The organism is Streptomyces sp. NPDC033216 (assembly GCF_055577115.1).
Window position 1 is genome coordinate 214,070 of sequence record NZ_JBVIQK010000008.1, and the last position, 17,213, is coordinate 231,282.

Genomic DNA, 17,213 nt, shown 5'->3' on the forward strand with positions numbered 1-17,213 from the left:
ACGTTAGGACCGTTCAAACGGTGTTAACAAGACGTTGACCTGCGAGCAATAAGCGCAAAACTCCAGGTCAGCCCGCTGGGCCGAGTTCGACGGGTACGCCGTTGAGGACGGCGTTGCCGGACAGCGGGTCGAGCAGGCTGCCGTCGAGGAGCTGGTTGACGTTGACGCCCGGGTCGGCGGAGGCATGACTGAGGCGGGTGCCTGGGCGGTCGTGGCCCCAGCCGTGCGGGATGCTCACGACACCCCGGCGCACGCCCTCGGTCACCTCGGCGGGGGCGGTCACCTCTCCCCCGGCGCCCTTGACCCGCACCGGCTCCCCGTCGCGCAGCCCGAGCCGCTCGGCGTCCTCGGGGTGGACCTGCACGGTGCAGCGGTTGGTGCCGCCGGTGAGTGCGGGGACGTTGTGCATCCAGCTGTTGTTGGACCGCAGGTGCCGGCGTCCGACGAGGACCAGCCCGGTGGCACGCTCGCCCGCCGCCCGCCGCAGACGTGGAAGATCGTCGACGATCGGCTGGGGCAGCAGCTCGATCTTTCCGCTGCCGGTCCTCAGCGGCTGCGGCAGGCGCGGCCGCAGCGGCCCGAGGTCGATGCCGTGCGGAGCGGCGAGCAGCCGCTCCAGGTTCAGGCCGTCGGGCCGCGCGCCGAAGCCGTCGCCGTAGGGGCCGAGGCGCAGCATCATGTCGAGCCGGCGCTCGGGTCCGCTCCGGCCGGCGAGCCGGGCCGCGAGGTCCTGGGGGTCCCGGCCGTGCACGGGTGAGTGCGCGTCCTCGACGGCCTTGCCGAGGGTCTGGCCGATGACCAGGTCGTCGACGGCGCAGGGGTCGGCGCCGTGCATCCCGGTGACCGCCAGGGTCAGCCGGGCGAGGATCTCGGTCTCGGGCATCCTGCCGGGCTCCAGGGGGACGGCGGGGCGCGTGTAGCGGACCTGGTTGCGGACGGCGAGGGTGTTGAACGCGAAGTCGTGGTGGGGGCTCTGGGAGGGCGGGGGCGGCGGCAGGACGACGTCGGCGTGCCGCGAGGTCTCGTTGAGATACGGGTCGACGCCGACCATGAAGTCGAGCGCGTCGAGTGCCTTGTCGAGCCGGTTGCCGTCGGGCGCGGAGAGCACGGGGTTGGCGGCCACGACGATCAGCGCCCGGACCGGTGTGCCCTCGTCCGTCGCGGTGTCGATCTCCTCGGCGAGCGCGGAGAGCGGCAGTTCGCCCTTGGCCTCGGGGTGCCGGCTCACACGGGAGTGCCAGCGTCCGAGCGCGAAGCCCCGGCCGGGGCCGGCCGGCCGGGGTGTCCGGTCCGTGGCGGCCTGCGGGAAGAGGGCGCCGCCGGGTCGGTCGAGGTTGCCGGTGAGGATGTTGAGGACGTCGACGAGCCAGCTCGCGAGGGTGCCGTAGGGGACGGTGCAGCTGCCGATGCGGCCGTACACGGCGGCGGTGGGGGCGGCGGCGAGTTCGCGGGCGAGGGTGCGGACGACAACGGCGTCCACGTCGCAGGCGGCCGCCACGGACTCCGGGGTGAAGTCACCCATGGCTTCGCGCAGTTCGTCGACGCCCTGCACATGCGGGCTCAATTCCCCCAGTTCGACCAGGCCTTCCTCGAACAGCACGTGTGTCATCGCCGCGAGCAGCAGGGCGTCGGTGCCGGGTCGGATCGCGATGTGCCGGTCGGCGAGTCCGGCGGTGCGGGTGCGGCGCGGGTCGATGACGGTCAGGGTGCCGCCGCGGGCCTTGAGCGCCTTGAGCTTGCCGGGGAAGTCGGGGGCGGTGCACAGACTCCCGTTGGATTCCACGGGGTTGGCGCCGATCAGGAGCAGGTGGTCGGTGTGGTCCAGGTCGGGCACGGGGATGGCGTTGGCGTCGCCGAAGAGAAGTCCGCTGGAGACGTGCTTGGGCATCTGGTCGACCGTGGAGGCGGTGAAGAGGCTGCGGGTGCCGAGCCCGGCGAGCAGCACCGGCGGGTAGAGCGCGCCGGCCATGGTGTGCACGTTGGGGTTGCCGAGGACGACGCCGACCGCGTGCGGACCGTGGCGCTCGACGACCGGCCGGATCCCGGCGGCGACGGCGTCGAAGGCCTCCGTCCAGGTGGCCTCCCGCAGTTCGCCGTCCCGGCGGACGAGGGGCGCGCGCAGCCGGTCGGGGTCGCCGTCGACGGCGCCGAAGGAGGCGCCCTTCGGGCAGATGAACCCCTTGCTGAACACGTCGTCGCGGTCGCCGCGGGCGCTGGTGACCCTGGTTCCCTCGATGGTCAGGGTCAGCCCGCAGGTGGCCTCGCACAGGGGGCAGATTCGCAGGGCGGTGCGGGACACGGGTCCTCCTGGGAAGGCGGCGGCTGTGGCGCTCTCGTCCCGCGAGCATACCGACCGGTATGCATGCTGGGGAGGCCCTGGCCGTGCGGATCCGGGGGGCGGGTCAGTCCAGCACGCGCCCCAGGTAGGCCCGCAGCAGCTCCCGCGTCTCCTCGATGACCTTCGGCTCGCCCTCCGGCGCCATCCGAAAGGCCAGGTGGACGAGGGTGTCCGCGGTCTCCACAGCGATCAGGAAGCTTCTGCGCAGGTCCTCGTCGGGGGTGCGGCCGAGATAGTCGGAGAGGAGGTCGGTGAGGCGGTCGGCGACCCGGTGGTTGGGTTCGGCGCGGGAGCCGACCGGAATCTGGTTGCCGAAGTCGACGAGGGAGAAGCCCGGCGCGGTGCGCTTCATGGCCAGGTACTCGTCGAGCACGGCGTCCATCGCGGCCCGCCAGTCTCCTCGTCGGGCGCCCTTCAGCCGCTCGGTGACACGCTCGGCGTAACGCTCCAGGTTGCGCTGGGCCAGAGCGTCGGCCATCTGCTTCTTGTTCCCGAAGAAGCGGTAGACGGACCCGATGGGGACGCCGGCGCGCTGGGCGACGGCACGGGTGCTCAGGGCGTCGTAGCCGACCTCGTCCAGGAGGTCGGCGCAGGCGTCGAGGATTCTGGTCAGCCGTTCGGCGCTGCGCCGCTGCACGGGCGCGCGACGGAGCGATGTCGCGTGGGGCACGGGTTTCATGATGCCTTTCCGCCGTGGTCCGGTGAAGCTCGCCCCCCGGTACGGAGAGAGGCGCCCGGCGCACTCGGCGCGGAGGGGGACGACGAGCCCGCGTCGCCCGCGGGGTCCGACCCGGACCCCGGGTCCGGCTCCGGCTCCGGCTCCGGCTCCGAGGCCGTGATGTCCGCCGTGCTCTCCACCGGCTTCCCGTCGACCGCCCACACCGTGCCGTCGTCCGCGTACAACCGTGCGGTGACCTGGTGCGTGCCGTGCGCGAGGTAGCCCTCCGGGATGCGGTAGGAGGGGTCGCGCAGATCGGCGAGGGGCAGGCCGTCCACGAAGAGGCGGGCGATGCCCCGGCCGGTGACCGCCCGCGACGTCGCGCCGGACGGCGAGAGGCGGAAGTCGCGCAGCTTCAGGCGCACGTCCCAGCCGCCCCCGGCGTCGGGCTCCACCTCGAGACCGACCTGGGGCGCGCCCTTCCTGCCGACCTCCCGGTAGTGGCGCCCGTCGTCGTCCGTGTCGTCGAGCACCTTGCCGACGGGCGAGGGCGAGAGCGCGCTCTCCGGTCCGGACGGCGCGGGCGCGTCATGGGATCCGCAGCCCGCGGATCCGGTCACCAACAGGACACAGACCGCGAGCGCGGGCAGGGTTCCACGCGTCCACGACATGCTCGGGAGCGTAGAACACCGGTACGACGCGGGGATCCCCCTGTGGTCTGGTTCTCGCCATCCGTGATCGTCCTCCGCGAGGAGGACCCGCGTCCCTCTTGCGTCCGGGAAAACGCAATCCTACGGTGATGCAGAGGAATCGGCGGTCGAGGGAGCACGCATGAACAGCGGGGACGCACGCAAGACGGCGGAGGGACTCACGTACCTCACGGGATTCGGCAACGAGCACGCCTCCGAGGCCGTGCCCGGCGCCCTGCCGGAGGGCCGCAACTCCCCTCAGCGCGCCCCCCTCGGCCTGTACGCGGAGCAGCTCAGCGGTTCCGCCTTCACCGAACCGCGCGCCCACAACCGCCGCTCGTGGCTGTACCGGATCCGCCCCTCGGCGGCGCATCCCGCGTTCACCCGCGCGGACAACGGCGCCCTGCGCACCGCCCCCTTCTCGGACACGGTCCCGGACCCGAACCGGCTGCGCTGGAATCCCCTGCCCGACCCCGCGCCGGGAACGGACTTCGTCCGGGGCCTGTGGACCCTGGGCGGCAACGGCGACGCCGCGCAACGCGCCGGCATGGCCGTGCACCTGTACCACGCCAACGCGCCCATGGAGCGGGTGTTCAGCGACGCCGACGGCGAGCTGCTGATCGTGCCGGAACGCGGCGGGCTGCTGCTGCGCACGGAGTTCGGCCTGCTGCACGCCGAGCCGGGGCACATGGCGCTGATCCCGCGCGGGGTCCGTTTCCGGGTGGAACCGCTCGACGGGACGGCCCGCGGTTACGTGTGCGAGAACTACGGGGCCCCCTTCCGCCTCCCCGACCTCGGCCCCATCGGCGCCAACGGCCTGGCCAACCCGCGCGACTTCCGCGCGCCCGTCGCCGCGTACGAGGACGCCGAGGGCCCGGTGGAGGTGGTGAACAAGTACTGCGGCAACCTCTGGACGGCCACCTACGACCACTCACCGCTCGACGTCGTCGCGTGGCACGGCAACCACGTCCCGTACGTCTACGACCTGCGCCGCTTCAACGTCATCGGCACGATCTCGTACGACCACCCGGACCCGTCGATCTTCACGGTGCTGACGTCCCCGTCCGACACCCCCGGCCTGGCCGGCGTGGACTTCGTGGTCTTCGCACCGCGCTGGCTGGTGGGCGAGGACACCTTCCGGCCGCCGTACTTCCACCGGAACGTGATGAGCGAGTACATGGGTCTGATCGAGGGGGCCTACGACGCCAAGGCGGAGGGTTTCGTGCCGGGCGGCGGCTCGCTGCACAACATGATGTCGGCGCACGGCCCGGACCGGGAGACGTTCGACCGGGCCAGCGCGGCGGAACTGGTGCCGCACAAGGTCGACGACGGGCTGGCGTTCATGTTCGAGACGCGGTGGCCACTCGCCCTCACCCCGCAGGCCGCCGACGCGGACCATCTGCAACAGGGCTACGACGACGTGTGGTCGGGCCTCGAACGCCACTTCCGCCCCTTGCACTGAGGATTCCCGCCAGGTACGGATGGCCCCGTGACCTCCTTCGCGCCGGACTCGATCGTCCTGAACCGCAAGCTGCCGCTCTGGTACCAGGTGTCGCAGTCGCTGCGCGCCTCGATACTCGGCCGCTCGCCCAGGGACCCCCTGCGGCTGCCCACCGAGGAGCGGTTGGCCGGGCACTACGGGGTGAGCGTGCTGACCATGCGGCAGGCGCTCAAGGAGCTGGAGGACGAGGGGCTGATCACCCGGCACCGCCGCCGGGGCACGTTCATCGAGCCGACGGCCCGACGGGGCGCCCCGGTGCGGCTGCTGGGCTCGGTCGACGCGATCGTGGCCCAGCAGTCGGGCATGGCGACGGAACTGCTCTCGCACGGCGGGGCGCCGGTCCCGGCCGAAGTCGCCGAGTACTTCCCGGACCTGGCGGAGGTGGCGACGTACCACCGGCTGCGCGGCGACGAGACGTCGGGCGAACCGACCAATCACGCCCGCAACTACGTCCGTCCGGAACTCGCCGCGGTGATCGACCCGCAGGACCTGGTGCGCTGGCCGATGACCAAGGTGCTGCGGGACGTCGTGGGCGCCGACATCAGCCGGATCACCGACACGGTCGAGGCCCGGCTCGCGGACCCGGAGACCGCCCGGCTGCTCGGAGTCCCGCTGCTGAGCCCGATCCTGCACTACACGGGCGTCACCTACGACAGCGGAGGCCGCCCACTGGACGTGGCCGTCATCCACTACCGCGGCGACCGATTCTCCTTCACGGTCACCCTCGACGCCCACTGAGCGCGCCGTCATACGATGCCACGCGTGACGCACGACGACGCTCCGCCGCTGGCGGACCTCATGCCGTGGTCCGTCGCACCGCCGCGGCTCGGCCGGAGGTGGCCGACGGCACCCGATCCGGCCTCCCTGAAGGCCCGTTGGAACGCCCTCCTGACAGCGGAGGGAGCGGCCCGCGAGGCCCTTTTCGAGCCGACCCGCTCGCGCACCACGCACACGGCGGTCGGACAGCTGCCCGGCAGTGCCGCCGGCACGCAGAGACTGGTCCGCGCCGGCGGCCCCTGCCCGGAGCCGGTGCGGGTCCTCGCGGCCCCCTTCGACGAGCAGTGGCTCATCCCCGACCACCGGCTGATCGACGTGGCCCGCCCCGAGCTGTGGCGGGTGACGGACGCGCGTCAGGTCTTCGTGGTGGAGTCGCCGGACGCCCCGTACCTGCTGGCGACCTCCCTCTTCCCGACGCTCCGCGCCGCCCGGATCCGTCCGCTGTACCGCCGCCCCGGCGCGAAGGATCCCAACCTCACGCCGGGCCTGCTGGAGTACCTCGGCCACTCCCGCGACCCGCTGGACCTGCTGGCCTGGACCCTCGCCACCGTCCGCCCCGACCTCACCGTCCCGCTCTGCCGGGACCCCGGAGTGTGGTCGCGCGGGGTCGAGCTGGGCCACCGTCTTCTCCGGCTCCAGCGCCACGACGGCGAACGCCCCAAGCTCCCCGGCGGCCGGCGCCCCTACGTCCGCGCCTCGCTCCCCGCCCTGCCCCTGACCGTCCGCTACGACCCCGACGAGGAGGCCCTCCACCTCGACGGGGGCCGTATCTCCCCGGTCCCGCCGCCGGCCTGGGACTTCGAGGCGGGCGGCGTACGGGTCCTGGAGCAGTGGATCACGGCCCGCACGGCACCGGGCGAACCCGGCACCCTGTCCGCCGTCCGCCCGCGGACCTGGCCCCAGCCCTGGACCTCGGAACTCCTCGAACTGATCACGGTGTTGACCCTGCTGGCCGAAGTGCGTTCCCAGCAGGAGGCGTTGGAGGTGACGGACCCCGTGACGGCGACGGACCTGCGTGCGGCGGGCGTGCTGCCGGTACCGCACCGGGCGCGCCGCCCGGCCTCGGTCCTGCCCCTGGGCGAGGAGGGCCCGGAAGGCCAGTTGGCGCTCCTCTAGGGGGCCTCGTCGCGCGGGCGCGAAAGCGTCGAGCACCCCTCGATCGCGCACTCGACGGCGGCCTCAGGATCGGTCGGGCGGCCGGGGCGAGGCCGGTGGTCGGCCCGTCGGGGAACAGCGATTCGCGGACGGGCCGCCGTCGCCGCGGTCCCCGCGACACCACGCTCACCCAGCCCCGGCCGGTCGCCGGATCGCCGGCCCGGTGCGCACCGCTGACCGCGGTGGTCGCGCCGCTCGCCGGGCGGCGGTACGCGCGGCCATGACAGACCGGGGCCGCTCGGGACATGATCCACCCCATGGACCAGCAGCCCCTGCCCTCGCCCTCGCCCCTGTCCTCACCCCTGCCCCTGCCCCTGGAGGGCGTCACCGTCGTCGCCGTCGAGCAGGCCGTCGCGGCCCCGTTCGCCACCCGGCAGCTCGCCGACCTCGGCGCCCGGGTCATCAAGGTCGAGCGGATCGACGGCGGCGACTTCGCGCGCGGCTACGACACCGCCGCCCGCGGCCTCGCCTCGCACTTCGTGTGGTGCAACCGCGGCAAGGAGTCGATCGCGCTGGACCTGAAGGACCCGCGCGGTCTGGACGTCGTACGCCGGCTCGTCGCCGACGCGGACGTGTTCGTGCAGAACCTCGCGCAGGGGGCGGCGGCCCGGCTCGGCCTGGACGCGGACACCCTGTGCGCGGCGCACCCGCGCCTGGTCGCCGTCGACATCTCGGGCTACGGCGCCTCGGGACCGTATGCGGACAAGCGGGCGTACGACATGCTCGTGCAGTGCGAGGCGGGGCTGGTGTCGGTGACGGGGACGCCCGGACAGCCGGTGAAGGCGGGCATCCCCGCGGCGGACATCGCGGCGGCCATGTACGCCTTCTCGGGCGTGCTGGCGGCGCTGGTGCGGCGCGGGACGACCGGGCGGGGCGGTCCGGTGGAGGTGTCGATGCTGGAGGCGCTCGCCGAGTGGATGGGACACCCGCTGCACCACACGATGCACGGCGGTGCGGCACCCGCGCGCACCGGTCTCGCGCACGCCGTGATCGCGCCCTACGACGCCTATCCGACGGCCGACGGCGGGCGGGTGCTGCTGTCGGTGCAGAACGACCGGGAGTGGCGCCGACTGGCCGAACTGGTCCTGGAACGACCGGATGCGGGGAATGATCCGGCGTACGGGACGAACGCGGCACGGGTCGCGCACCGGGAGCGTACGGACGCCCTGGTGGCGGAGGCGCTGGGCGCGCTGGACGCCGACGAGGCGCTGGCGCGGCTGGAGGCCGCGGGCATCGCGTGCGCGCGGCTGCGGGATCTGCACGAGGTGGCGGACCATCCGCAACTGGCGGCCCGTGAGCGCTGGCGGGAGGTGGACTCGCCGGTCGGGCCGTTGCGGGCGCTGCTGCCACCGATCACACTGCCGGGCGGGACGGAGGCGCGGATGGGGGCCGTGCCCGCGCTCGGCGAACACACCGAAGCCTTGCTGCGTGCCGTGGGGATGACGGACGAGGAGATCGCAGCGCTGCGCCGGGACGGTGTGGCCGCCTGAGCGCGGGCCTCAGTGCTTGTTGTTGCTCCCGAACAGCGAGCGGCGCAGCCGGCGCAGTGGCGCGAACAGCGAGACCCGGCTGACCCGGGCGCCCCTCGGACTGCGGCGGGCGGGCTCGCGCGAGGTCAGTTCCCGCATCAGTGAGGTCGCCTCGAGCGTCTCCCGCTGCGGTATGGCGGGACCCGCCAGCACCGAGAGATGGCGGTCGAGCCGCGAACTGGTCGCATTGCTCCCGCAGGTGATCGCAGGGACCCTCGCCCTGGTGTGCACTGCTATCTGTTCCATGTCACTCCCCACCCGTACGAGTCCACCCGGCACGGGCAGGGTAACCCTATCGTCCCGGCGAGGCACACATGTATCCCGGTCACAGGAATCACCTTCCCCGTAAGGGGGTTGACGATCCCTCGGCCATCACTCTCCGAATCCGACCGATTTCAGGGCGAGTTGGACAACCGGCCGAGTAGTGGGCCGCGGTGACCCTCCGTCCGGTTCGACGGTTACGGCCAGTGACGCCGACGAGGGGTCGAGGCCGGTGGCGACCAAGGGCGTGTCGCCCTCGAAGAGGCCGAGGGAGCGCGGTTGCGCGCCGGGCCGCATGACCCACAGCTGGCGCACCTGCCCGCCGGGCAGCGCGTCGTATCCGCTCAGCGTGACGACCGCCTCCCCCACCGAAGCGGAAGCGATCACTCCGATCGTCCGGCCCCGGGCGTCCTCGCCGGTGCTCGCGCGGGCGTCCGGCGCCGCGAGAACGTGGGCGATCTCACGTGCCTGGGCCCGCTCGGCGTCCAGCCGGTCCTGTGTGCGACCGGCCTCGACCGCGAAAAGGGCGGCCACGACGAGAGCGGCGGCGGCCGTCACCGTGGCGAACGGCGCGAACAGCGGGCGGCGCGCACGGGAGCGGGCGGGCGGCGGCCGCGTGCCCCAGACATGCGGCGGCAGTCGGGGCACCCGCTCCCGCAAGGGATCACCAGCGGGCTCCTGCGGCGTCGTCCGCACGGCGGCCAGGACCCGGTCACGCATCGCGGCCGGGGCGGGGGCCGCCGTCGACCAGGCCAGCCGAACGGCGTCCTCGGACAGGGCGCGCACCTCCGTGGCACAGCGGTCGCAGCCGCTGAGGTGTCTTTCGAAGCGGCGCCGCTCGTCGGCGTCGAGGGCGTCGAGGGCGTAGGGGGCGGCCAGCGAGTGCGGGTCCTCGCGGCGGAGGAATCCGAGGATGCTCATGCGGCCCCTCCCAGGCAGTGGCGCAGCCGCGTGAGTCCGTCGCGCATCCGGGTCTTGACCGTGCCCAGCGGCAGCGAGAGCCGCTCGGCCACCTCACGGTACGTGTAGCCGTCGTAGTAGGCGAGGGTGACGCTCTGGCGTTGCAGGGCCGTCAACCGGTCCAGACAGCGGCGTACCCACTCGCGTTCCAGGCCCGCCTCCACCTCCTCGGTCACCTGGTCGAAGGCGGGGTGGTGGGCCCGCCGGGCCTCGCGCTGCTCGCGCTCGCCGGCCGCGCGGGCGCTGCGCACCCGGTCGACGGCGCGGCGGTGGGCGAGGGTGAGGATCCAGGACAGGGCGCTGCCGCGCCGGGGGTCGAACCTGGCGGCGCAGCGCCACAGTTCGAGCAGGACCTCCTGTGAGACCTCCTCCGACTGCGCCGGGTCCCGCACCACGCGCCGCACCAGTCCGAACACCGGCCCGGACACGATTGCGTAGAGCCGTTCGAACGCGTTCTGGTCGCCTCCGGCGACGAGCACCAGCAACTCGTCCGCCTCCATCCGGTCCCCCTCCCCGCGGCCGCATCCCGGCCGTCCCGTCATCCCAGGCACTCGCAACGCACACACCTCCGTGGGTGGTACGGATCAGGGGGGTGAAAACGCGGGTGAGCAGGAAAGAAAAAGTTTTTGGGTTCCGACCAATCCGATCGGCTCCCCGGTTCCGTATCTCTGTCCGTCAGGCAAGTTGGCACTGAGGACGGACGGCATGACAGCTATCTCCAGGAGCGGATCCGGACGCAGGGGCGTCGCGACCCTCATATGCGGGGCGCTGGCCGCCGGGGGGCTCGCAGCCGCCGGCGTCGCCTCGCTGGTACCGGGTGAGGCGGCCGCCTCCAGTCACCGGGAGGCCCCGCTCATCTCGGGCACCCCGCAGTACGACAACACCGACGTGTACGCCTTCGTGAGTCCGGACAAGCCGGACACGACGACGATCGTCGCGAACTGGATCCCGTTCGAGGAGCCGGCCGGCGGCCCGAACTTCTTCCCGTTCGCGGAGGACGCCCAGTACGACATCCACATCGACAACAACGGTGACGCACAGGACGAGCTGCTCTTCCGCTACACCTTCAGGACGCACGTCAAGAACAAGAAGACGTTCCTGTACAACACCGGGGCGGTCGAGAGCCTGGACGACCCCGACCTGAACGTGACGCAGACGTACGACCTCGAGCTGATCAAGCTGAAGAAGCGGAAGGTCGTCCACACGACGAAGCTCGCGGACGACGTGCCGGTGGCGCCGTCGAACGTCGGCAAGGCGTCGATGCCGGACTACGCCAAGCTGCGCAGCCAGGCGATCTACAAGCTCTCCAACGGCGCGCAGACCTTCGCCGGCCAGGCCGACGACCCGTTCTTCCTCGACCTGCGCGTCTTCGACCTGCTGTACGGCGGGAACCTCTCCGAGGTCGGCAACGACACGCTCAAGGGCTACAACGTCAACTCGATCGCCCTCCAGGTGCCGACGGACCTGATCACCGAGTCCGAGCACCAGCCGGTCGTGGGCATCTGGTCGACCACCCAGCGCCGTAACGCGCAGGGCTACCACTCGCAGGTCTCGCGGCTGGGCAACCCGCTGGTCAACGAGGTCGTCAACCCCATCAAGGACAAGGACAGGTTCAACGCGTCCGCGCCGCGGGACGACGCCCAGTTCCTGAAGAACGTCACCAACCCGGAGCTGCCGAAGCTCATCGAGGCGATCTACAAGATCAAGGCGCCGGCCGAGCCGCGCAACGACCTGGTGGACGTGTTCCTCAAGGGCGTGAAGGGCCTCAACCAGCCGCCCCACGTGACGCCTTCGGAGGAGCTGCGCCTCAACACCTCCATCAAGCCGGCCGCCTCCCCCAAGCGGCTGGGCGTGCTGGACGGTGACAACGCGGGCTTCCCGAACGGGCGCCGGCTCACCGACGACGTGATCGACGCCTCGCTCCAGGTGGTCGAGGGCGAACTGCTCGGGGCCAAGAACGACCTGGGTGACGCCGTCGACAAGAACGACAAGCAGTTCGAGAAGGCCTTCCCCTACGTCGCGCTGCCGACCGAGGGTTCACGCGGCCCGGTCGCCAAGGGCGTCAGCACCGGCAACGACGTCCGCAACCAGCTCGGTGACGCGCTCCGGCCGGCGGGCACCACGTCCGGCACCGACACCACCCTGGTCGCGACCTCGGCGGGCGCCGGCGCCGCCGCGGTCCTGCTCATCGGCGGCGGCCTGATGTGGTGGCGCCGGACGAGCGGCGGCAACGGCCGCCGGGCGTACCGCGGTCGCTAGGCCCACGGTCGGGCCCTTCGTACGGCCCACCCGCACGGCCCTTCGTCCGGGCGGGTGGGGGAGAATCCTGCACTCCTCCACCCGCCCCACCGACCGGCGCGGCCCGCGATCCCCCACGGCGCGGGTCGCGCCACCCCCACGCACCTCAGCAGGACGATTCACCCCAGGCGACCGAGGAGAGGGCATGTCCCCGCGTACGAACGACGGCGAACCGCGGCGCGAACGGCCGGCCTCCGGGGCGGCCCGGACCGCCGGCCCGGTGGAGGAAACCGCGTCCGGCAAAGCGGCGGACCCGCCCACGGACCAGCCCGACGTGGCCGGGGCGGCCGGCCCCGGCGAGAGCTCGGCGGCCGACGAACGGGTCGCCGCCGTCCGCCGGGTCGCCGCCGCGGGGCGCCGTTGGCGTGCTGTGCGGCTCGGGGCGTGTACCGCCATGCTGGCCGTCGGCCTCACCGCCGGGGCGATCGCGTTCGGCGCGGTGCGGGACGGCAAGGACACGCCGGTGGCCACCGCCGCCGCCCTCTCCCCCGGCCTGCTCGCGGGCGCCGACCTCGGCACCGGCATCGCCTCGCTCCAGGCCCATCTCCACGACCAGCCCCGGGACTTCGGCGGCTGGGCCACCCTGGGCCTCGCCTACGTCGAGCAGGCCCGCACCCAGGGAGACCCCTCCCGCTACCCGCAGGCCGAGCAGGCCCTGAAGCGCTCCCTCGCCCTGCGCCCGGACAACGACCAGGCCCTGTCCGGGCGTGCCGCGCTCGCCGCGGCCCGCCACGACTTCACCGACGCGCTCACCTACGCCGACCGGGCCCTGAAGCAGAACCCCTACAACGAGCGTGCCCTGTGCTCCCGCATCGACGCGCTGGTCGAGCTGGGCCGGTACGACGAGGCGGCGGAAGCTGCCCGTACGGCCGACGAACGCCGTCCCGGCGTACCGGTGTTCACGCGCTACGCGTACGTCCATGAGCTGCGTGGCGACGTCACCACCGCCCGCCGGGTCCTGGACCGGGCCCTCGCGGCCTCGACCACGCCGGGCGACATCGCCTATGTGGCCACCCAGCTCGGCCAGCTCGCCTGGAACCAGGGCGACCACGACACCGCCCTCACCCACTACTCCCGAGCCCTCGCCGCCGACGAGAACTACCTCCCGGCTCTGGAGGGCCGCGCCCGCGCCCTGGCGGCGAGCGGCCGTCGGGCCGAGGCGATCGAGGGGCTGGAGGACGTGGTCGCCCGCTTCCCGCTCCCCGGCCCGCTGGTAGAGCTGGGCGAGCTGTACGAGGTGCGCGGCGGCCCGGGCGACGCGGCGAGGGCCCGGGCCCAGTACCGGCTCGTCGACGCCTGGACGGCACTCGCCCGCGCCAACGGCGTCAACGCCGACCTGGACACCGCGCTCGCCGCAGCCGACCACGGCGACAAGGCGGCGGCACTGCGCGCGGCCCGCGCCGAGTGGGACCGCCGCCGGACCGTGCACACCGCGGACGCCCTCGCCTGGGCGCTGCACGTCAACGGCAAGGACGACGAGGCCCTCCGCCACACCCGCCGAGCCACGGCGACCGGTTACGGCAACGCGGCCTTCCTCTACCACCGGGGCGTGATCGAACGCGCCACGGGCCGTCCGGACGACGCCCGCGCCCACCTCACCGCGGCCCTGAAGCTCAACCCGGGCTTCTCGGCCCTCGGTGCCCGCGAGGCCCGTACCGCACTGACGACGCTGGAGGCGGCCAAGTGAGGTTCCGTCGCGTGCTCGCCTCCTGCGCGGCCGTCCTGACGGCCGGTTGCGCGCTCGCCCTGCTCCCTTCCGCCAGTGCGAGCGCGCACCCCTTGGGCAACTTCACTGTCAACCGTTACGACGGCCTCGTGACCGCCCCTGGACAGCTTCGTGTCGACCATGTGGAGGACCTCGCCGAGATCCCGGCGACCCAGGCGAGGCCGGACGTCGAACGGCTCGGCCTGACCGAATGGGCCCGGCGGCGCTGCGCGACGGCCGCCGAGGAAAGCCGCCTCTCCGTGGACGGCCGTGCGGTCGCTCTCGCGGCCGGCGCCGCCGAGGCGGACGTGCGGCCGGGCCAGGCCGGGCTCGACACCCTGCGCGTGCGGTGCCGGCTGACCGCGCCGCTGCCCGAGGACGCGTCGTTCTCCCTCTCCTTCCGCGGCGCGGGCGCCTCCGCCGGCCCCGGCTGGCGCGAGATCACCGCGCGCGGCGACCGGACGACGCTCACCGACTCGGACGTACCGCGGGAGTCGGTGTCGCACGAACTCGCCGACTACCCGGCCGGGTTGCTGTCCTCCCCCGCCGACACGGCCACCGCTTCCCTGCGCGTGCGGCCCGGCGGCCCGGCCCTTGCCGACGAAGGGAGCGACGCGCCCGCCGCGTCCGTGCTGCCCCGCGGCGCCGACCGCTGGACGCGGGCCCTGGACGACCTGGTCGCCCGGCAGCACCTCACCCTCGGCTTCGCCGCGCTGGCCCTGCTCCTCGCGGTCGGCCTCGGCGCGACGCACGCCCTCGCGCCGGGACACGGCAAGACCCTCATGGCGGCGACGGCAGCCGCCCGGGGCGACCGGGCCCGGTTCAGGGATGTCCTGCCCCTGGCCGCGTCGGTCACCGTCACCCACACCCTCGGCGTGGTCGCCCTCGGGCTCCTGGTCACCGCCGGTTCGGCCGCCGCGCCCTCGGTGGTCGCCTGGCTGGGCCTGGCCAGCGGCGTCCTGGTCCTGTTCGCGGGCGCCACCCTCGTACGACGGGCCTGGCACCACCGCGGTCACGGCCCCGGTCCCGGAGACCCGCCTCCTCACCCCCGTCCGCGCGAGCGGGCGAAGCCGCCCGCCCGTCAGCTCGCCCTCGTCGGCGCGGCCACGGAACACCGCCGCCAGGCCCACGAGCACCCGCGAGACCACGAGCACGGCCACGATCACGAGCACGCCGGCGACCATGATCACGAGCGTGGCCACGATCACGAGCGTGGCCATGACCACCACAGCCACGACGCCCGCCACAGCCACGACGGCGAGCACCGCCACGACCACGGGCACACGCACACGCACGGCGGTGTGACCCACAGCCACCCCACCGCCCCGACCCTGCGCGGCACGATCCTGCTCGGCTTCGCCGGGGGGCTGGTCCCCAGCCCCTCCGCCGTCGTCGTGCTGGTCGGTGCGGCGGCGCTCGGGCACGCCTGGTTCGGCCTGCTGCTCGTCGTCGCGTACGGGGTCGGGCTGGCGCTGACGCTGACGGCCGCCGGGTTCGCCGTCGTCCGTCTGGGCACCGGCGCGGCCCGGCTGCTGGACCGGGGCCCGCGCTGGACCGGCCACCCGGCCGTGACCCTGATCCGCCGGAACCTGCCCGTGTGGTCGGCGCTGGTGGTCGTGGCCCTCGGGGTCGGGCTGGTGCTCAAAGGGGCCGCGTCCGTACTGGTCTGAGCTACGTTGGGGAGGTATTCACCCGGATGCGAAGGGGGAGTGGGGTGCGCGGTGACCGAAGGACCGGGCAGTGAGCGTCTGATCGCGGGCCGCTACCGTCTGCTGTCCCCGCTCGGCCAGGGCGGCATGGGCACGGTGTGGCGGGCGCGGGACGAGGTGCTGCACCGCGAGGTCGCCGTCAAGGAGGTCCGTGCCCCGGCCGGTCTGCCGGACCCGGACGTGGAGCGGCTCTACGCCCGGCTGGAGCGGGAGGCCTGGGCCGCGGCCCGGGTCGCGAACCGCAATGTCGTGACGGTGTACGACGTGGCCATGCAGGACGGCCGGCCGTGGATCGTGATGGAGCTGGTGCGCGGCATCTCCCTGGCCGAACTGCTCGACGCCGAGGGCCCGCTGGAGCCGGCCCGGGTCGCGCACATCGGAGCCGAGGTGCTGGCCGCGCTACGGACGGCGCACGAGGTGGGCGTGCTGCACCGGGATGTGAAACCGGCCAACGTGCTGATGTCCAACGACGGGCGGGTGGTCCTCACCGACTTCGGGATCGCCTCCGTCGAGGGCACCTCGGCGATCACCATGACCGGCGAGGTCATCGGCTCTCCCGAGTTCCTCGCGCCGGAGCGGGCGCTGGGCCGCACACCGGGCCCGGAGTCGGATCTGTGGTCGCTCGGCGTGCTGCTGTACGCGGCGGTCGAGGGCTACTCCCCCTTCCGGCACGACACACCGCTGAGCACCCTGCGGGCGATCGTCGACGAGGAGTTGCCGCCGCCGCGCCGGGCGGGCGCGCTGGCCCCCGTGATCGAGGGGCTGCTGCGCAAGGATCCGGCCGAGCGGGTACCGGCCGAGGTGGCCGAGGCTGACCTGCGGGTCGTCGCCTCGGGCGGGACCTCCCGGTCCGGCCCGCTCCGGGCGACGCCGTACCCGGCGACGGCCGACGGGCATCCCGCGGCCTCGCGCACCGCGCCGGTCCCGGAGTCGGCTCCGTCCTGGACGGGTTCGCAGGAGGCCACCCCCCGGACCGGGCCGGGCCGTGACCGGCGTACCGCCGGGGTGCTGATCGCCGGCGTGACGGCGTTGGCGCTGGCGGTCGGCGGGCTGACGTACGCGCTGCTGAGCCGGGGGGACGGGGACGGCGGTGGCGGCGGAGACGTCGTCAGCAGCCGGTCGCAGGGCGTGAGTCCGTCGGCGACACCTCGGGAGAGCGAGAGCTCGGCGAGCGAGAAGCCCTCTCCGAGCGCGAGTCCGAGCGAGAGCGAGAGCGCCACGAGTGAGGCTCCGCCGCAGTCCGTGGCGGTCACGGTCACCGGCTCGCACACGGTCTACTCGGGGTCCTGTCCGCCGCCGGGTGCGCAGGCGCCGGCCTTCACGGCGACCATCACGGTGGGCCGGCTGCCCGCGCAGGTGTCCTACCGCTGGGTGGCGCGGGACGGTGAGCTGGCGGACTCGGGCTGGAAGACGCTGGACTTCCCGGCGAGCGGTGGCAGATCACGGCAGGACCGGGTGACCGTGACGACGTACTCCGAGAGCGGGACGTACCGCAACGCGATCGGTGTCGAGGTGCGTGAGCCGAGTCGCACGACGTCGAACACGGTGCCGTTCTCGGTGACGTGCGAGACGGAGGCCCCGTCGGGCGAGGCCTCCCCCTCCGCGTCACCCTCGCGGTGACCGCGGTGACCGC

At 73.5% G+C, this 17,213-nt stretch carries 14 protein-coding genes; 8 read left to right on the forward strand and 6 right to left on the reverse strand.

Going from position 1 to position 17,213, the window contains the following annotated elements:
* Positions 1-67: 67 nt before the first annotated feature.
* The 3 genes from ACZ5Y0_RS17850 to ACZ5Y0_RS17860 form a co-directional block, all read right to left on the reverse strand.
* Positions 68-2,299, reverse strand: a complete 2,232-nt coding sequence (locus ACZ5Y0_RS17850; RefSeq protein ID WP_469129605.1) for a molybdopterin oxidoreductase family protein — start codon at positions 2,297-2,299, stop codon at positions 68-70.
* Positions 2,300-2,402: 103 nt separating this feature from the next.
* The gene (locus ACZ5Y0_RS17855; RefSeq protein WP_469129606.1) at positions 2,403-3,017 is read right to left on the reverse strand and encodes a TetR/AcrR family transcriptional regulator; all 615 of its coding nucleotides are present in this window, start codon (positions 3,015-3,017) and stop codon (positions 2,403-2,405) included.
* Positions 3,014-3,667, reverse strand: a complete 654-nt coding sequence (locus ACZ5Y0_RS17860; protein WP_469129607.1) for a hypothetical protein — start codon at positions 3,665-3,667, stop codon at positions 3,014-3,016. Before ACZ5Y0_RS17860 ends, ACZ5Y0_RS17855 begins: the two co-directional genes overlap by 4 nt.
* A gap of 160 nt (positions 3,668-3,827) precedes the next feature.
* Between ACZ5Y0_RS17860 and hmgA the strand changes: the two genes are divergently transcribed.
* The 4 genes from hmgA (at position 3,828) to ACZ5Y0_RS17880 (ending at position 8,608) form a co-directional block, all read left to right on the forward strand.
* Positions 3,828-5,147, forward strand: coding sequence for a homogentisate 1,2-dioxygenase (gene hmgA / locus ACZ5Y0_RS17865; RefSeq protein WP_469129608.1), 1,320 nt, complete (start codon positions 3,828-3,830; stop codon positions 5,145-5,147).
* Positions 5,148-5,174: 27 nt separating this feature from the next.
* A complete protein-coding gene (locus ACZ5Y0_RS17870) occupies positions 5,175-5,924 on the forward strand; it encodes a GntR family transcriptional regulator (protein WP_469129609.1) in 750 nt (249 codons plus the stop codon).
* 15 nt (positions 5,925-5,939) lie between these two features.
* On the forward strand, positions 5,940-7,079 hold the full coding sequence (locus ACZ5Y0_RS17875) for a type ISP restriction/modification enzyme (protein WP_469129610.1): 1,140 nt from the start codon (positions 5,940-5,942) through the stop codon (positions 7,077-7,079).
* A gap of 284 nt (positions 7,080-7,363) precedes the next feature.
* Positions 7,364-8,608, forward strand: coding sequence for a CaiB/BaiF CoA transferase family protein (locus ACZ5Y0_RS17880; RefSeq protein WP_469129611.1), 1,245 nt, complete (start codon positions 7,364-7,366; stop codon positions 8,606-8,608).
* 9 nt (positions 8,609-8,617) lie between these two features.
* On the opposite strand, the gene ACZ5Y0_RS17885 is transcribed toward ACZ5Y0_RS17880, so the two are convergent.
* The 3 genes from ACZ5Y0_RS17885 to ACZ5Y0_RS17895 all read right to left on the reverse strand — a co-directional run bounded on the left by ACZ5Y0_RS17885 (position 8,618) and on the right by ACZ5Y0_RS17895 (position 10,368).
* Complete coding sequence (locus tag ACZ5Y0_RS17885) at positions 8,618-8,893, reverse strand: hypothetical protein (RefSeq protein ID WP_469129612.1); 276 nt, start codon at positions 8,891-8,893, stop codon at positions 8,618-8,620.
* 126 nt (positions 8,894-9,019) lie between these two features.
* On the reverse strand, positions 9,020-9,829 hold the full coding sequence (locus ACZ5Y0_RS17890) for an anti-sigma factor (protein ID WP_469129613.1): 810 nt from the start codon (positions 9,827-9,829) through the stop codon (positions 9,020-9,022).
* The gene (locus ACZ5Y0_RS17895; protein WP_469129614.1) at positions 9,826-10,368 is read right to left on the reverse strand and encodes a sigma-70 family RNA polymerase sigma factor; all 543 of its coding nucleotides are present in this window, start codon (positions 10,366-10,368) and stop codon (positions 9,826-9,828) included. Before ACZ5Y0_RS17895 ends, ACZ5Y0_RS17890 begins: the two co-directional genes overlap by 4 nt.
* 205 nt (positions 10,369-10,573) lie before the next feature.
* On the opposite strand from ACZ5Y0_RS17895, the gene ACZ5Y0_RS17900 reads away from it, so the two are divergent.
* From ACZ5Y0_RS17900 to ACZ5Y0_RS17915, 4 genes are all read left to right on the forward strand, one after another.
* Complete coding sequence (locus tag ACZ5Y0_RS17900) at positions 10,574-12,127, forward strand: DUF4331 domain-containing protein (protein ID WP_469129615.1); 1,554 nt, start codon at positions 10,574-10,576, stop codon at positions 12,125-12,127.
* A gap of 184 nt (positions 12,128-12,311) precedes the next feature.
* Positions 12,312-13,853, forward strand: a complete 1,542-nt coding sequence (locus ACZ5Y0_RS17905; protein WP_469129616.1) for a tetratricopeptide repeat protein — start codon at positions 12,312-12,314, stop codon at positions 13,851-13,853.
* Positions 13,850-15,541, forward strand: coding sequence for a nickel transporter (locus ACZ5Y0_RS17910; protein ID WP_469129617.1), 1,692 nt, complete (start codon positions 13,850-13,852; stop codon positions 15,539-15,541). The genes ACZ5Y0_RS17905 and ACZ5Y0_RS17910 overlap by 4 nt, the downstream gene beginning before the upstream one ends.
* Before the next feature lie 51 nt (positions 15,542-15,592).
* Positions 15,593-17,200 (forward strand): serine/threonine-protein kinase, encoded by a 1,608-nt coding sequence (locus ACZ5Y0_RS17915; RefSeq protein WP_469129618.1) that lies wholly within the window; start codon positions 15,593-15,595, stop codon positions 17,198-17,200.
* Positions 17,201-17,213 lie beyond the last annotated feature (13 nt).

Excerpts from the sequence above, each read along its gene's own strand:
- ACZ5Y0_RS17855 (WP_469129606.1), bottom strand. The coding sequence starts at position 3,017 with ATGAAACCCGTGCCCCACGCGACATCGCTCCGTCGCGCGCCCGTGCAG.
- ACZ5Y0_RS17860 (WP_469129607.1), bottom strand. The coding sequence starts at position 3,667 with ATGTCGTGGACGCGTGGAACCCTGCCCGCGCTCGCGGTCTGTGTCCTG.
- hmgA (WP_469129608.1), top strand. The coding sequence starts at position 3,828 with ATGAACAGCGGGGACGCACGCAAGACGGCGGAGGGACTCACGTACCTC.
- ACZ5Y0_RS17875 (WP_469129610.1), top strand. The coding sequence starts at position 5,940 with ATGCCACGCGTGACGCACGACGACGCTCCGCCGCTGGCGGACCTCATG.
- ACZ5Y0_RS17880 (WP_469129611.1), top strand. The coding sequence starts at position 7,364 with ATGATCCACCCCATGGACCAGCAGCCCCTGCCCTCGCCCTCGCCCCTG.
- ACZ5Y0_RS17885 (WP_469129612.1), bottom strand. The coding sequence starts at position 8,893 with ATGGAACAGATAGCAGTGCACACCAGGGCGAGGGTCCCTGCGATCACC.
- ACZ5Y0_RS17890 (WP_469129613.1), bottom strand. The coding sequence starts at position 9,829 with ATGAGCATCCTCGGATTCCTCCGCCGCGAGGACCCGCACTCGCTGGCC.
- ACZ5Y0_RS17895 (WP_469129614.1), bottom strand. The coding sequence starts at position 10,368 with ATGGAGGCGGACGAGTTGCTGGTGCTCGTCGCCGGAGGCGACCAGAAC.
- ACZ5Y0_RS17900 (WP_469129615.1), top strand. The coding sequence starts at position 10,574 with ATGACAGCTATCTCCAGGAGCGGATCCGGACGCAGGGGCGTCGCGACC.
- ACZ5Y0_RS17905 (WP_469129616.1), top strand. The coding sequence starts at position 12,312 with ATGTCCCCGCGTACGAACGACGGCGAACCGCGGCGCGAACGGCCGGCC.